The organism is Pseudomonadota bacterium (assembly GCA_022572885.1).
GTDB lineage: Bacteria > Pseudomonadota > Gammaproteobacteria > Steroidobacterales > MnTg04 > MnTg04.
Genome location: JACZVC010000024.1, coordinates 1 through 15,859, shown reverse-complemented (window position 1 = coordinate 15,859; position 15,859 = coordinate 1). Strand labels below are relative to the sequence as shown.

Below are 15,859 nucleotides of genomic sequence, written 5' to 3'. Positions count from 1 at the left end.
AACGGCACTCCGCTGCGCTAACATAACCGCCCTTTTCGCAACACCGTTGAATCAGCGGCGGCAGACCGGAGATGACGACAACATGAGCACAATTCATTCAGCGGGTGACAGTCTCTGGCAGGCCATGGGCGAAGAAAGCCCGCTCCAGGTCGTGGGTACCATCAATGCGTTTAGCGCATTGCAGGCAAGAAAATCCGGTTTTAAAGCGATCTACCTGTCTGGCGCCGGTGTCGCCAACGCTTCTTTCGGCTTTCCCGATCTGGGTATCACCAGCCTCAACGATGTCTGCGAGGACGTTCGCAGAATCTGCGGCGCAGTCGAACTGCCATTGCTGGTGGATGCCGATACCGGCTGGGGCCAGGCATTTATGATTGCGCGCACGGCACACGATTTGTGTGTGGCCGGTGCGGCCGGCATGCACATGGAAGATCAGGTTGGCGCCAAGCGTTGTGGCCACAGGCCGGGCAAGGAACTGGTCGCGGCCGCTGAAATGGCCGACCGGATCAAGGCGGCGGTGGATGGCCGGCCGGACGATCGTTTCGTTGTCATGGCGCGCACCGATGCCCACGCGGTGGAAGGTCAGCAGGCCGCGATCGACCGGGCGATGCACTATGTGGAAGCGGGCGCCGATATGATTTTTGCCGAAGCGCTGACCGAGCTGGATGAATATCGGGAGTTCGCGGCCCAGGTCGGCGTGCCCGTGCTGGCCAACATCACCGAGTTTGGCAAAACGCCGCTATTTACCGTTGCCGAACTTGCCGATGCGGGCGTAAGGCTCGCCTTGTATCCGTTATCCGCCTTCCGGGCCATGAGCAAGGCCGCCGAGAAAGTGTACAGTGCCTTGCGTAAACAAGGCACGCAAAAAACCTGTACCGATGCCATGCAGACCCGCGATGAGTTGTACGAAGTTCTGGACTATCACGAATACGAGCGCAAGCTGGACGAGCTGTTTGCCGCAGAGAAGTCGTGACGCCAGGACCCTGCCGATTGGAGAACAAGAATGAGTGACAAGAAAAGCGCTGGCGGTCTGGCCGACATAATCGCCGGGGAAACGGCGATTGCCACCGTCGGCAAGGAAGGCGCCGGGCTGACTTACCGCGGATACGACATCGAGGACATGGCGAAAAACGCCACCTTCGACGAAGTTGCCTACCTGTTGCATCATGGTGATCTGCCGAACCGCGGCCAGCTCGACACCTACCTGGGCAAACTCCAGGGCATGCGGGGCCTGCCGCAGGCGCTAAAGGACGTTCTGGAGAACACGCCGGCGGATTGCCACCCGATGGACGTGTTGCGTACCGGGTGCTCGGTTTTGGGAAACCTTGAGCCCGAAGGAGATTTCTCCAATCAGACGGACGTCGCTGACCGCTTGCTCGCCTGTTTTCCGTCGATGCTGATGTACTGGCATCGCTATCACACCGATGGCGTGCGTATCGACACGGAAACCGATGACGATTCGGTCGCCGGTCATTTCCTGCACCTGTTGCACGGCAAGCCGCCCGGTGATTTCCATCGCCGGGTGCTGGATATCTCACTGATTTTGTACGCGGAACACGAGTTCAATGCATCGACTTTTGCTGCCCGCGTCATTGCCGCGACACTGTCCGATTTCCACTCTGCCGTTGCCGGTGCAATTGGCGCCTTGCGCGGACCACTGCACGGCGGCGCCAACGAAGCCGCGATGGCGTTGATCGAGCGCTTCGACAACGCGGAACAGGCTACCGAGGGTATCCACGAGGCGCTTGCGCAGAAAGAGAAAATCATGGGTTTTGGCCACCGTGTCTATAAGACTTCGGACCCGCGTAACGTCGTGATCAAGGAACTGTCTCGGCAATTGTCGGAGGAAGTTGGCGATACGCGTTTGTTTGCCGTGTCCGAGGCGATCGACAAGGTGATGTGGGACGAAAAGAAACTGTTCCCCAATGCAGATTTCTACTCGGCGACGGCCTACCATTTCATGGGTATCCCGACGCAACTGTTCACGCCGATCTTCGTCTGTTCGCGCATCACCGGCTGGTCCGCCCATATCATGGAGCAACGCGCCGACAACCGGCTGATTCGCCCGGCTGCGGATTACATTGGTCCGGGATTGCGCCAATGGATGCCCGTCGAAGAACGTGATTGATTTTTGTCCAGACCGGGCTCGCCGCCCGGTCGTCTTCAGGAGCAATAATGTCTTCCAGTGATATCCGTTCCGCCAAACGGCCGGAGCCCGACCTGGTGTTGAGAAAAATCGCGGACTATGTCTGTGATTACCGGATCGACAGCGAATTGGCCTTCGACACCGCGCGTTATTGCCTGATGGACACGCTGGCCTGCGGTTTCCAGGCCTTGTCATACCCGGCCTGCACCAAGCTGCTTGGGCCCATCGTCCCCGGCGCCACGCTGCCCGGTGGCGCGCGCGTGCCCGGAACGAGTTTCGAGCTGGAGCCGGTCATGGCGGCGTTCAATATCGGTGCGCTGATCCGCTGGCTGGACTTCAACGACACCTGGCTGGCGGCTGAATGGGGGCATCCATCGGACAATCTCGGCGGCATCCTGGCCACGGCCGATTACCTGAGCCGCCAGGCCGAGGCGCATGGCAAAGACCCATTGACCATCCATGACCTGCTGACCGCGATGATCAAGGCGCACGAAATACAGGGCGTGCTGGCGCTGGAGAACAGTTACAACCGGGTTGGTCTCGATCATGTGCTGCTGGTGCGGGTGGCCACGACCGCAGTGGTAACGCATATGCTCGGTGGCGATCGGGACACGATCGTCAATGCGCTATCCAATGCCTGGATCGACGGCGGCGCATTGCGCAGCTACCGGCATGCGCCCAATACCGGATCGAGAAAAAGCTGGGCGGCCGGCGATGCGACCAGCCGCGGCGTGCGCCTGGCATTGATGGCGATGACCGGCGAAATGGGCTACCCATCGGCGCTGAGCGCACCGGGTTGGGGCTATTTCGACGTGCTTTTCAAGGGGAAGGAATTCAGCCTGCCGCAGGATTTCGGCAGCTATGTCATGGAGAATATCCTGTTCAAGATATCTTTCCCGGCCGAGTTCCATGCGCAAACCGCGGTCGAATGCGCGATGGCTCTGCATGGGCAGGTCAAGGACCGGCTCGGCGAGGTCGAAAAAATCGTCATTGAAACGCAGGAGCCAGGTATCCGCATCATCGACAAGACCGGCCCGCTGGATAACCCGGCGGATCGTGACCACTGTATTCAGTACATGGTGGCTATTCCGCTGGTCTTCGGTCGGCTGGTCGCGGCCGATTATGAAGACGATGTTGCCGCGGACCCGCGCATCGACGCGCTGCGAGATAGCATGGAGGTTGTGGAAAACAAGGATTTCACGACTTCGTATTTCGATTCCGAGCGGCGTTATATTGGCAACGCTTTGCAGGTCTTCTTTAAGGATGGCAGTAGTACCGATCGGGTCGCGGTGGAATTCCCAATCGGCCATCGCAAGCGCCGCGAAGAAGGAATTCCGGTGCTGGTCAAGAAATTCGAACACTCGGCGGCGGAGCAGTTGGACGCAGGCCAGTGCCGGGCATTGAATGCGCTTTTTGCCGAGCCGCAGCGCTTGTCCGCCATGGCGGTATCGGATTTCATGGCGATGATGGTCAAGGCCTGAACTCGCTTGCTTCACGATGGCGGTCGGCGCCGGGTGGAGCTTGTTGCCGGACCGGTTTCGCCCCGTTTTTTTGATGAAGCCTGGAGAGTGATTCATTGATCAATGCGATAAATCGACTGCTGGCTGCGATCGGGGCGTTTGTCGTTGTCGCGATGCTGACGGCCTGGGGTTTCTCGCAATGGCAGGAGTCCAGCCAGGCCGGCGCGGACGAAATGCGAACCTTCGCGGGCGTAAACCCGGCGCCTGAGTTTCCATCCGCCATGGACTGGTTGAACACCGGCGGCCGTGAGCTAAGCATTGAACAGCTCGGAGGCAAGGTGATATTGCTGGATTTCTGGACCTATGGTTGTATCAACTGCCTGCATATCATCCCCGATCTGAAACGGCTGGAGGAGAAATACGCTGAGGAGCTGGTTGTCATCGGCGTGCATTCCGGCAAATTCGAGCGTGAATCCAGGACCGCGGCAATCAGGCGTTTCGTGCAACGCTACCAAATTATGCACCCGGTCGTTAACGACAAGGATTTCGAGATCTGGAAGGCCTATGGCGCCCGCGCGTGGCCGACGCTGGTGGTGATCGACCCGGCCGGCAACATTGTTGGCCAGGTATCCGGGGAGGGGCATTACGATTTGCTGGATACGGTCATCGGCGGGCTGGTGGATGAATTTGAGATCGACCGTTCCGTACTGAGCCTGGTAGTCGAGGAACGGGCGGGAGGCCAGCTGAGTTTCCCCGGCAAGGTGCTGGTCGATACCGCAAACGGCCGCTTGTTTATCGCGGATACCGGGCACCATCGCATCGTGGTTGCCGGTCTGGACGGGCGGGTGCAGCAGCTTATCGGCAGCGGCCAGGCGGGTTATGCCGATGGTGGCTTTGGCGAAGCCCGTTTTCGTCTGCCACAGGGCATGACCTTGCTGGACAAGGACACCTTGTTATTGGCGGACACGGAAAATCATGCGATTCGCCGGATAGACCTCGCCGGAAAAACGGTGGCTACAGTCGCGGGAAACGGCCGGCAAGCCTATATGTTCGACAACCTCGCGGGTCCCGGCGACGGTTTGAATTCTCCGTGGGACCTGTTGCGCGTCGGTGACACCGTCTATATTGCGATGGCGGGACAGCACCAGGTCTGGACCCTCGATCCGGCGAGTGGCCGGCTAAAAGCCTTTGCCGGTTCGCGACGCGAGCAGCTCAAGGATGGAAAATTGCTTTCCGCGGGGCTCAACCAGCCAAGCGGGCTGGCCACCGATGGTGAGAATCTGTATATCGCCGATAGCGAGGCAAGCGCGATCCGCAGCGCGGATCTGGACGGCGGTGGCAGATTGCATACCCTGATTGGAACCGGCCTGTTTGATTTTGGCGATGTCGACGGCCGCGGCCGCAAAGCCAAATTGCAACACCCGCTCGGCGTGGACTGGAACGCGGGTGTGATCTATATCGCCGATACCTACAACAGCAAGATCAAACGCCTGGATCCGGACAGCCTGGCGGTCGTCAGCCTGACGCCGGGGGAGCCGACCCTGGAGGAACCGGGTGGTCTGAGCGTTGCCGGACAGTATCTTTACATTGCCGACACCAACAATCACCGCGTTCGCATGCTGGATCTCGAAAGCGGGGAACTCAAAGATTTTGTGCTGCATGACCCGGAAGGCTTGCTGGCGGTAGCGCGCCAATAATGACGATCACGCAAGAGTTGCGGCATGGATTGGCGGAGCTGGGCCAGACCTTGCCGGAGGGCGCCGAACAAAAACTGCTTCGCTTTCTCGAACTCTTGCAGCGCTGGAACCGCACAATCAATCTGACCGCGGTCCGGGAAATCGATGAAATGGTCGCGGCCCACCTGCTGGACAGCCTGGCAATCAGGCCGTGGCTGGCTGGCGAGCGGATCCTGGATGTCGGATCCGGCGCGGGGCTGCCGGGTATCCCGCTGGCGATCGCTGAACCGCACCGGTCCTTCGTACTGCTCGACAGCGCAGCCAAACGCTGCCGTTTTCTGACCCAGGCCGTGGTCGAACTCGGGCTCGCCAACGTGCAGGTAGAAAACCGGCGCGTTGAGGATTATCTTGTGACCTCAGACGAGGTGCCGCCGTATTCGACCATTACCGCAAGGGCATTTTCCAGTCTGGACAAATTTGTGGCAGCGGCAGGACATCTGCTCGCCGATCGGGGTAGTCTGCTGGCAATGAAAGGGAAAATGCCCCATGACGAACTGAGCATGCTGCCCGACGGATGGCGGCTGCAGCATGCGGAAAAACTGGTGATACCCGGGCTTGTGGCGGAGCGGCATCTACTGGTTTTCGGTCGGGAATAGACAAAGGATCCGAAACGGATATGGCACGAATCATAGCGATTGCGAATCAGAAGGGCGGCGTCGGCAAGACCACGACGGCCGTCAATCTGACGGCGTCGCTGGCGGCGACAAAACGCCGCGTTTTACTGGTGGATGTCGATCCGCAGGGCAACGCCACCATGGGCGCCGGCGTGGACAAGTACAAACTGGAGCAGGGGGCCTATGAAGTACTGATGGGCGAGTGCGTTGCGAGAGACGCCATACAAAACATCGAGGACGCGCGGTTCGACGTCTTGCCGGGCAACGAGAGCCTGACTGCCGCCGAGGTCAAGCTGCTCAACGAATATGGCCGCGAATTGAGACTGCGCAAGGCGCTGGAACCGCTGGCCGATGACTATGACTACATCATTATTGACTGTCCGCCATCAATAAACATGCTCACGGTCAATGCGCTGACCGCCGCAGATAGCGTGCTGATCCCGATGCAGTGCGAGTATTACGCAATGGAGGGATTATCCAGCCTGGTCAGGACCATCGAGCGGATCCGCGAGACGGTCAACTCCGAACTTCGCATCGAAGGCGTGCTTCGCTGTATGTACGACCCGCGCAATAATCTCGCAAACGATGTATCGGGGCAGTTGATCCTGCATTTCAAGGACAAGGTATTTCGCACCGTGATCCCGCGCAACATCAGGTTGGCGGAGGCGCCGAGCTTCGGTCTCCCGGTCCTTTATCACGACAAGAAATCGCGTGGCGCGATGGCCTACCTGGCGCTGGCCGGAGAAATCAATCGCCGCCACGAAGAACGGCAGACTATGGTGAGTACGGCGTAGATTAAAGAGGACTCTTCGCGATGAATGGCTATACAAGGGGCAGGAGTTGATGACGGCGAAACGCAGGGGGCTGGGCCGCGGCCTGGATTTGTTATTGACCGGCGCCGCGCCGGCGGATGGCGACGGTGAAAGCCTGCGTACCTTGCCGATCGACCTGATCAGGCCCGGCCCGTACCAGCCGCGTCAGGATATGCGCGAGGACACGCTGCGGGAGCTGGCCGATTCGATTCGTGCGCAGGGCCTGGTGCAGCCGATCCTGGTTCGGCCGCTTGGCGATGGCGAGCAGTTCGAGATTATCGCGGGTGAGCGCCGTTGGCGTGCGGCACAAATGGCGGGTCTGCAGGAAATCGCCAGCCTCGTTCGGCGGATTCCCGATAAGGCGGCGATTGCCATGGCGCTGATCGAAAACATCCAGCGCGAAGATCTGAACCCGCTGGAAGAGGCACTGGCGCTGGATCGGCTCATCCGCGAGTTCGACATGACCCACCAGCAGGCCGCCGATGCCATCGGCCGGTCCCGGGCGGCGGTCAGCAACTTGCTGCGGCTGCTCGATCTTGGCGCGCCACTCAAAAAACTGCTGATGGCCCGGGAACTGGATATGGGTCACGCCAGGGCCTTGCTGGGTTTGCCGACCCAGCGCCAACAGACCGAGGTCGGCTTGCTGGTCGCGAAAAAAGGGCTGTCGGTCAGGGAAACCGAGGCCCTGGTGCGCCGCCTGCTCAGCGGCAAAAAAGACCGGAAACCGGAGCGACGCGACCCGAATATCGTTCGCCTGGAGACCGAGCTGAGCGAGAAGCTCGGCGCGAGGGTCAGTCTCAGCCATGGCGCTAAAGGCAAAGGCAAGCTGGTGGTCAGCTACAACAGCCTGGACGAACTTGAAGGGATCCTCGCGCACATCAAATAAATCGCCGTTTTGTTGCCAGCCCAAAAGGTCGCCACTATAATAGTGCGGCTTTGAGCCACCCCCTGGGGCAGGTGACAATCAGGGGGAAAACAGGACGCCACACGCCGTATTGAAAGACTATCGGTGGTGGCGTTTTTATGTACCCGGGCACGGCCCGGGCCGATATTCGGGGATGTACCAGGGGAATTCGTGAGCGCCGATGCTCCGCATGCGAGCAGCACCAGCAATTCGGCCAGCGCCGCCAAGGCGATGTTCGGGATACTCGCCGCCCAATTGGGCGTCAGTCTTTTGCTGGCAGCGATCGGTGGCTTGTCCGCAGGGAGGACTGCGGCCTATTCCGGTCTGATTGGCGGCATGATTTGCCTGCTACCAAACACATTTCTGGCTTTGAGGATTATTGCGGCTGGCATGAAGCGCGAGCCGAGGGCGCTGGTACGCGGCATATACGCGGGCGAAGCAGGGAAAATGATGCTCAGCGCGATGCTGTTCATCGTGGCGTTCACGCTGGTCAAGCCACTGGCGGCAGGCTGGCTTTTCGCCGGGTTTATCGCTACCCAGAGCGTGATGTGGGTGGCACTGAGACTGGACAAGACGGGATTTGAGGCATCGGGCCACGATGCCTGAGCAAAGGGACAAGAATGGCGACTGAAGGCCAATCCGCAGGCGAATACATACAGCACCATCTGCAGAACCTGCAAGTTTGCAGGGTCGAGGACCAGTGGGTCTGGAACCATTGCAGCGGTAATTTCTGGACGCTCAATGTCGATTCGATGTTCTTCTCTGTATTTCTGGGCTTGTTGTTCCTGATCTCTTTTCGACAGGTCGCGAAAAAAGCCAACTCAGGCGTGCCGTCCAGGTTCCAGGCGCTGGTCGAAGTGCTGGTCGAGTTTGTCGATGGCAGCGTACGCGACACTTTCCACGGCAAAAGCAAACTGATCGCGCCGCTGGGCCTGACGATTTTCGTCTGGGTGTTCCTGATGAACGTGATGGACCTGATACCGGTCGACTGGTTGCCCGGGATTGCCCAGCTCATGGGCATCCCCTATCTCAAGGTCGTGCCGACCACCGATGTCAACATTACCTTCGCGATGTCGATTTCGGTTTTCGTGCTGATTATCTACTACAGCATCAAGATCAAGGGCGTAAAAGGATTCACAAAAGAACTGACGCTGCAGCCGTTCAATCACTGGGCCGCGATCCCGTTCAACCTGATCCTCGAGGGGATCTCGCTGATCGCCAAGCCCATATCGTTGTCGTTGCGGTTGTTTGGCAACCTCTATGCCGGCGAATTGATTTTTATTCTGATCGCGCTGCTGGGCTGGTATCAGCTACCGCTGCATTTCATGTGGGCGGTGTTCCACATACTTATTATTGTGCTCCAGGCCTTTATTTTTATGATGTTGACCATAGTTTATCTAAGCCTGGCACAAGAAGAGCACTGATTGATTTAACCATTTTTGATTTTTTTAGTTCGATTTTGCAAGCAGGAGAAATTAATGGAACTCGTAATTGGATTGACCGCGATCGCCGTCGCAATCCTGATCGGTATGGGCGCCCTGGGCGTAGGTATTGGTATGGGGCTGTTGGGTGGCCGCTTCCTCGAAGGCGCCGCGCGCCAGCCTGAGTTGGTGCCGATGCTGCAGGTAAAAATGTTTATCGTGGTTGCGCTGCTCGACGCCGTTGCCATGATCGGCGTGGGTATCGGGCTGTATTTTGCCTTTGCCAACCCGTTCATTGGCCAGCTGCAGCAGGCACTCGGTGGTTAGACGGCGATACGCCCGTTACATCAAACCATAAGCAGGAGCCATCAGGTGGATATCAACGCGACCATTATCGGCCAGACCATAGCCATGATCGTCTTCGTGTATTTTTGCATGAAGTTCATCTGGCCGCCCATCATGCAGGCTCTGGAAGAGCGGCGACAAAGCGTTGCCGACGGCATAGCGGCTTCGGATAAGGCGCATACGGAACTGGCGGCAGCGACTGAAAAATCGGAGGCTATTATCGCGGAGGCTCGCGAACGGGCGCTCGAGATCGTGGATCAGGCGAGCCAGCGGGCCAACCAGGTCATGGCCGATGCGAAGAGCGACGCCGTGACCGAGGGCAAACGCCTGGTCGAAGCGGCGCGTTCCGAAATCGAGCAAGAGTCGAACCGCGCAAAAGACAGCTTGCGTGGCGAGATTGCCAGCATCGCAATTGCCGGCGCCAGCAAACTGCTAAACCGCGAAGTCGACAAAAAGACCCATGCCGATTTGCTCGACAAACTGGTTGCCGAGCTCTGAGGCCTGACCTAGGGAACAGGTAATGGTTGAGAAAGTCACAATTGCGCGTCCTTACGCGAAAGCGGTGTTTGCGCTCGCCTGCGAACGGGAAAAGCTCGCACAGTGGTCGGAGTTCCTCGGCAATACCGCCAGCGCAGTCAGCGATCCGCGGGTTGCCGGTTTGTTGAACAGTCCGCGGGTGGCCCGTGCAGAGCTGGCCGATCTGATCGTCGAGCTCTGCGCTGACGAGGCCGATGAACTGGCCGGCAATTTTATCCGCGTATTGACGCAGTACCGCAGGCTGAATGTGCTGCCGGAGATTGTCACCTTGTTTGAAGCGCTGCGTGCGGAGTATGAAAACTCTGTCGACGTGTCGCTGATTTCGGCGTTGCCGGTTGATCAGGCGCAGCAGGACAAAATTGCCGCCGCGCTGAGGAAACGACTGGGACGCGATGTCCGGCTGCATTGCGAGATTGATGAAAGTCTTATTGGTGGTGCGGTGATACGTGCCGGGGATTTGGTTATCGATGGCTCGTTGAGCGGCCGCCTTGCGCGGCTGGCAACCGAGCTGATGCATTAAGAGGTTTGTTTTATGTCTATCAAGGCATCTGAGATCAGCGATCTGATCAAGGAAAAGATCGAAAAATTCCAGACCGGCACGGAAGCCCGTAATGAAGGAACCGTGGTCACGGTGACCGATGGTATTGTCCGTATTCACGGGCTGGCCAACGCCAGCTACGGTGAAATGCTCGAGTTTCCGGGTGAAACCTTTGGCATTGCCTTGAATCTCGAACAGGACTCGGTCGGCGCCGTGGTGCTTGGCAGTTACCGGCACATAACCGAAGGCGACACGGTCAAGACCACCGGCCGAATTCTCGAAGTACCGGTTGGCGAAGCCCTGCTCGGGCGCGTGGTCAACTCGCTGGGACAGCCGGTCGACGGCAAGGGCGCGATCGATTGCAAGCGTTTCGAGCCGATCGAAAAAGTTGCGCCCGGCGTGATCTGGCGCCAGTCGGTCGACCAGCCGGTGCAAACCGGGCTGAAGGCGATCGACTCGATGGTGCCGATCGGCCGCGGCCAGCGCGAACTGATCATCGGCGATCGCCAGACCGGCAAGACCGCGCTTGCGATCGATACCATCATCAACCAGAAAGGCACGGGCATTAAATGTATTTATGTCGCGATCGGACAAAAGAACTCGTCCATCGTCGGTGTAGTGCACAAACTGGAAGAGCATGGCGCCATGGAACACACCATTGTCGTCGCGGCGCCGGCAGCCGAATCGGCCGCGATGCAGTACATCGCCCCGTATGCCGGTTGTGCGATGGGTGAGTATTTCCGCGATCGTGGCGAAGATGCGTTGATCATTTACGACGACCTGACCAAGCAGGCCTGGGCCTATCGCCAGGTGTCGCTGTTGCTGCGCCGCCCGCCGGGTCGCGAGGCTTATCCGGGTGACGTTTTTTACCTACATTCGCGTTTGCTGGAACGCGCCGCGCGGGTCAACGCCGAGTTCGTCGAAAAAGCGACCGGCGGCAAGGTCAAGGGCAAGACCGGTTCGCTGACGGCGTTGCCGATCATCGAAACTCAGGCTGGTGACGTGTCGGCCTTCGTCCCGACCAACGTGATTTCCATCACCGACGGCCAGATCTTCCTGGAGAGCGATCTGTTCAACGCCGGCATTCGCCCGGCGATCAATGCCGGTCTCTCGGTGTCGCGGGTCGGTGGCGCCGCCCAGACCACGATCATCAAGAAACTCGGTGGCGGCGTGCGCCTGGCGCTGGCGCAGTATCGTGAACTGGCGGCATTTGCGCAGTTCGCCTCTGACCTCGATGAGACCACTCGCCGGCAGCTCGAACGCGGGCAACGGGTGACCGAGCTGATGAAGCAGAAGCAGTACGCGCCGTTGACGGTTGCCGACATGGCGGTTTCGCTGTTTGCGGTCAACGAAGGATTTATCGATGAAGTCGATGTGAAGAAAGTCGTCGATTACGAAGCTGCGCTGCATGCCTATGTGCGCGCCAATCACACCGAGTTGATGGACACCATCAACGCGACCGGCGATTACGACGACGACATCGCCAATGGCTTGCGCAAGGCCATCGAAGATTTCAAGGTGAATGGCGCCTACTAGGCGGGGTATCCGATGTCAGCCGCAAAAGAAATTCGCACCAAGATCAAGAGTATCAAAAACATTCAGAAGATCACCAAGGCGATGGAGATGGTCGCCGCCAGCAAGATGCGCAAGGCGCAGGAGCGGATGGCGGCGTCTCGTCCGTATGCGGAGCGGATTCGCACGGTCATCGGTCACCTGACCCAGGCCAACCCCGATTACAAGCACCCCTATCTGGTGACCCGCGAAGTGAAGCGGGTCGGCTATATCATTATTTCGACCGATCGCGGGCTCTGCGGCGGGCTGAATACCAATATGTTCAAGGCGGCGATCGACCACATGGGGGAATGGCAGGCTAAAGGGGCGCAGCTGGAGTTGAGTTTGATCGGCGCCAAGGGCGTGGCGTTTTTCCGGCGTTTCGGCGCGAAGATCGTGTCGCAGGTCACTCATCTCGGCGATACGCCGCATGTCGCCGATCTGATCGGTGCGATCAAGGTCATGCTCGATAGTTACACCGAGGGAACCATAGACCGGTTGTTCCTGGTGCATAACGAATTTATCAACACGATGAGTCAGCGCCCGGCGGTGGCAACGCTGTTGCCGGTGGAGCCGATGGATGCAAAGGAATTGCAGGCTCACTGGGACTATATTTATGAGCCCGATGCGCGCGATCTGCTCGAAGGCGTCCTGATGCGTTACATCGAATCGCAGGTTTATCGGGGCGCGCTGGACAACCTGGCTTGCGAGCAGGCCGCCAGGATGGTGGCGATGAAGGCGGCGACCGACAACGCGGGCGATATTATCGATAACCTGCAATTGATTTATAACAAGGCGCGGCAGGCTTCGATCACCCAGGAAATTTCAGAAATCGTTGGTGGCGCGGCGGCGGTTTAGCCGTTCACCTGCAGTACAAAAGTTGAGGAACAGAGCATGAGTATTGGCAAGACGGTGCAAATCATCGGCGCGGTGGTCGACGTGGAATTTCCGCGGGAGGCGATTCCGAAAGTCTATGACGCGCTTCACCTGGCAGAGACGGATCTGACGCTGGAAGTGCAGCAGCAACTTGGCGATGGCGTCGTACGCGCGATCGCGATGGGTCCCAGTGAAGGTCTCAAGCGCGGGATGGCGGTGAGCAACACCGGCGGTCCGATTACGGTTCCGGTCGGTGAAGCGACTCTGGGCCGGGTGATGGACGTGCTTGGCAATCCCATAGACGAGGCCGGGCCGATCGACACCGATGTCCGTCTGCCGATTCACCGCGATCCACCGAGCTATGAGGATCAGGCTATTTCGGTGGAAATCATGGAAACCGGTATCAAGGTCATCGACTTGATCATGCCCATCGCGAAGGGCGGCAAAATCGGCTTGTTCGGTGGCGCCGGTGTTGGCAAGACCGTGGCGCTGATGGAACTGATTCGTAACATCGCCCACGAGCACAGCGGTTATTCGGTGTTCGCCGGCGTTGGCGAGCGGACCCGCGAGGGGAACGACTTCTATTACGAGATGAAGGACGCGGATGTCCTGAACAAGGTATCGCTGGTCTATGGGCAGATGAACGAGCCGCCGGGCAACCGCTTGCGGGTCGCCCTTTCCGGTCTGACTATCGCCGAAAATTTCCGCGACGAAGGCCGCGACGTGCTGATGTTCATCGACAACATTTATCGCTACACGCTGGCGGGGACGGAAGTATCCGCGTTGCTCGGTCGGATGCCCTCTGCCGTGGGCTACCAGCCGACGCTGGCCGAGGAAATGGGGGTATTACAGGAGCGCATTACTTCGACCAAGGACGGTTCGATTACTTCCTTCCAGGCGATTTATGTTCCTGCCGATGACCTGACCGACCCGTCGCCGGCGACGACTTTTGCTCACCTGGACGCGACCCTGGTTCTTTCCCGCCAGATTGCCGAGCTGGGTATTTACCCGGCCGTGGATCCGCTGGACTCGACGTCGCGCCTGCTCGATCCCAATGTGGTGGGTCAGGAACATTATGATACTGCACGTGAGGTGCAGAGCATCCTGCAACGCTATAAGGAGCTGCAGGACATTATCGCGATCCTGGGTATGGACGAGTTGTCCGAAGAGGACAAGCTCAGCGTCACCAGGGCCCGCAAAATCCAGCGCTTCCTGTCGCAGCCATTCTTCGTCGCCGAGACCTTTACCGGTTCCGAGGGCAAGTATGTGCCGCTGGCCGAAACCGTTCGGGGTTTCAAGGGTATTATCAACGGTGATTACGACAGCCTTGCCGAACAGGCTTTCTACATGGCCGGCAATATCGACGAAGTCGTGGAGAACGCCAAGAAGCTGAGGTAATGCAGCCAAGGTCGCGGCATGAAAAAAATTGAAGTCAACATCGTCAGTGCGGAAGGAGAAATTTTCTCCGGCTATGCCACCATGGTTTTCGCGCCGGCCCAGATGGGCGAAATCGGCATCGCGCCGCGTCACGCGCCCTTGCTGACCGGCCTGAAACCCGGCGAAGTTCGCATACAGACGCCCGATGGCGAGGAGCATTTCTTCTATGTCTCGGGCGGTAGCATCGAAGTGCAACCGCACCTGGTCACCATACTCGCCGACACTGCCCTGCGAGCCAAGGACATCGATGAGGCGGCAGCGCTTGAAGCCAAACAGAAAGCGGAGGAAGCGCTGGTCAACCAGGAAAGCGAATTCGATATCGCCCATGCCAGGGCCGAACTCGCCCAGATCCAGGCGCAGCTCAAATCGCTCGAGCGATTGAGAAAATCGGCGAAACGCTAGCTAACTCTGCAAAGAAACCATTAACGGCGCTGGCAACGGCGCTTTTTTGTTGCTGGAGCGATTCCGGCTTTTGCGATCGTGTACGCACCGGGGTTGACGGCTCACTCGACCATCGCGGCCCTGATATGATTCGATCATTCCCCATGGAGATTATCGCAACGTGAGAGTCCTTTCGCTGCTGGTTTTGCCAGCAAAGAAAATCGCTGTTTGTCTGTTTGTGCTGCTATTGGGGCCGTCGTTAGCGGCTGCAGATTCTAAGGAAACAAACGCTGCGCCATACCTGGTGGTGCTGGGGATATCACAAGATGGCGGCACGCCGCAGGCCGGCACCAAGGAGCACCCGGGATGGGCTGATAATAAATTCAGAAGGCGGGTCGTCAGTCTCGCCTTGGTTGACCCGGTCAGTCAGGAACGATGGTTATTCGAGGCAACCCCCGATTTCCGCGAACAACTGCACCACCTGGATCAGTTCGCTCCGGCAACAGACAAGCCGGGCATCGCAGGCATATTTCTGACCCATGCGCATATTGGCCATTACACCGGCCTGATGTTTCTCGGCCACGAATCCATGGGCGCGAAGAAAGTACCGGTGTTTGCGATGCCGCGAATGCAGGAATTTCTCAGTAGCAACGGACCCTGGAGCCAGCTGGTCAAATACCAGAACATCGTGATACAGGGGCTTGAGGATCGCAAAGTAATCCGCCTCAACAACCGGCTACGGGTGACGCCATTCTTGGTGCCACATCGGCAGGAGTATTCCGAGGCAGTTGGTTTTCGAATTGAGGGACCGAACCGGTCCGTGATTTTTATCCCCGATATCGATAGCTGGGAGGAATGGGAGGATGCCGGCACCCATATCGAGGACATGATCGCGTCTGTCGATGCGGCATATCTCGATGGCTCGTTTTTTACCGATGGCGAAATTCCCGGGCGAGATATGAGCGGCTTTCCGCACCCGTTTATCACCCACAGCATGCAACGGTTTGCAAAATTGCCGGCGAAAGAGAAGTCAAAGATCCGTTTTATTCATTTGAATCATACGAATCCTGCGATCTGGCCCGACAGCGATGAACGGGCGCAGGT

Annotated in this window: 17 protein-coding genes; all 17 read left to right on the top strand. The window is 58.5% G+C overall.

Annotated elements, in window-relative coordinates; all coding sequences use genetic code 11:
• Positions 1 to 82: 82 nt before the first annotated feature.
• Positions 83 to 970: a methylisocitrate lyase gene (prpB, locus tag IIA05_09705; protein ID MCH9027377.1), complete on the top strand. Its 888-nt coding sequence runs from the start codon at positions 83 to 85 to the stop codon at positions 968 to 970.
• A 30-nt stretch (positions 971 to 1,000) separates the two neighbouring features.
• A complete protein-coding gene (gene prpC / locus IIA05_09700) occupies positions 1,001 to 2,125 on the top strand; it encodes a 2-methylcitrate synthase (GenBank protein ID MCH9027376.1) in 1,125 nt (374 codons plus the stop codon).
• Positions 2,126 to 2,172: 47 nt separating this feature from the next.
• Positions 2,173 to 3,624 (top strand): bifunctional 2-methylcitrate dehydratase/aconitate hydratase, encoded by a 1,452-nt coding sequence (locus IIA05_09695; protein MCH9027375.1) that lies wholly within the window; start codon positions 2,173 to 2,175, stop codon positions 3,622 to 3,624.
• A gap of 212 nt (positions 3,625 to 3,836) precedes the next feature.
• Complete coding sequence (locus tag IIA05_09690; protein MCH9027374.1) at positions 3,837 to 5,300, top strand: redoxin domain-containing protein; 1,464 nt, start codon at positions 3,837 to 3,839, stop codon at positions 5,298 to 5,300.
• Positions 5,300 to 5,935: a 16S rRNA (guanine(527)-N(7))-methyltransferase RsmG gene (gene rsmG, locus IIA05_09685; protein MCH9027373.1), complete on the top strand. Its 636-nt coding sequence runs from the start codon at positions 5,300 to 5,302 to the stop codon at positions 5,933 to 5,935. The genes IIA05_09690 and rsmG overlap by 1 nt, the downstream gene beginning before the upstream one ends.
• A 20-nt stretch (positions 5,936 to 5,955) precedes the next feature.
• A complete protein-coding gene (locus tag IIA05_09680; protein ID MCH9027372.1) occupies positions 5,956 to 6,747 on the top strand; it encodes a ParA family protein in 792 nt (263 codons plus the stop codon).
• Between the two features lie 49 nt (positions 6,748 to 6,796).
• Positions 6,797 to 7,651 (top strand): ParB/RepB/Spo0J family partition protein, encoded by an 855-nt coding sequence (locus IIA05_09675; GenBank protein ID MCH9027371.1) that lies wholly within the window; start codon positions 6,797 to 6,799, stop codon positions 7,649 to 7,651.
• A gap of 189 nt (positions 7,652 to 7,840) precedes the next feature.
• Entirely contained in the window at positions 7,841 to 8,275 is a 435-nt protein-coding gene (locus IIA05_09670) for an ATP synthase subunit I (GenBank protein MCH9027370.1), read from the top strand.
• A 14-nt stretch (positions 8,276 to 8,289) separates the two neighbouring features.
• The gene (gene atpB / locus IIA05_09665) at positions 8,290 to 9,093 is read left to right on the top strand and encodes a F0F1 ATP synthase subunit A (protein MCH9027369.1); all 804 of its coding nucleotides are present in this window, start codon (positions 8,290 to 8,292) and stop codon (positions 9,091 to 9,093) included.
• Positions 9,094 to 9,147: 54 nt separating this feature from the next.
• The gene (gene atpE / locus IIA05_09660; GenBank protein MCH9027368.1) at positions 9,148 to 9,417 is read left to right on the top strand and encodes a F0F1 ATP synthase subunit C; all 270 of its coding nucleotides are present in this window, start codon (positions 9,148 to 9,150) and stop codon (positions 9,415 to 9,417) included.
• A gap of 45 nt (positions 9,418 to 9,462) precedes the next feature.
• Positions 9,463 to 9,933: a F0F1 ATP synthase subunit B gene (locus IIA05_09655; protein ID MCH9027367.1), complete on the top strand. Its 471-nt coding sequence runs from the start codon at positions 9,463 to 9,465 to the stop codon at positions 9,931 to 9,933.
• A 22-nt stretch (positions 9,934 to 9,955) separates the two neighbouring features.
• On the top strand, positions 9,956 to 10,492 hold the full coding sequence (locus IIA05_09650; protein ID MCH9027366.1) for a F0F1 ATP synthase subunit delta: 537 nt from the start codon (positions 9,956 to 9,958) through the stop codon (positions 10,490 to 10,492).
• Between the two features lie 12 nt (positions 10,493 to 10,504).
• The gene (locus IIA05_09645) at positions 10,505 to 12,046 is read left to right on the top strand and encodes a F0F1 ATP synthase subunit alpha (GenBank protein ID MCH9027365.1); all 1,542 of its coding nucleotides are present in this window, start codon (positions 10,505 to 10,507) and stop codon (positions 12,044 to 12,046) included.
• Between the two features lie 12 nt (positions 12,047 to 12,058).
• The gene (gene atpG, locus IIA05_09640; protein ID MCH9027364.1) at positions 12,059 to 12,919 is read left to right on the top strand and encodes a F0F1 ATP synthase subunit gamma; all 861 of its coding nucleotides are present in this window, start codon (positions 12,059 to 12,061) and stop codon (positions 12,917 to 12,919) included.
• 36 nt (positions 12,920 to 12,955) lie between these two features.
• Entirely contained in the window at positions 12,956 to 14,335 is a 1,380-nt protein-coding gene (gene atpD, locus IIA05_09635; GenBank protein MCH9027363.1) for a F0F1 ATP synthase subunit beta, read from the top strand.
• A gap of 18 nt (positions 14,336 to 14,353) precedes the next feature.
• The gene (locus IIA05_09630) at positions 14,354 to 14,776 is read left to right on the top strand and encodes a F0F1 ATP synthase subunit epsilon (protein MCH9027362.1); all 423 of its coding nucleotides are present in this window, start codon (positions 14,354 to 14,356) and stop codon (positions 14,774 to 14,776) included.
• A 199-nt stretch (positions 14,777 to 14,975) separates the two neighbouring features.
• The coding region (locus IIA05_09625; protein MCH9027361.1) for a pyrroloquinoline quinone biosynthesis protein PqqB at positions 14,976 to 15,859 on the top strand (884 nt) is incomplete at its 3' end.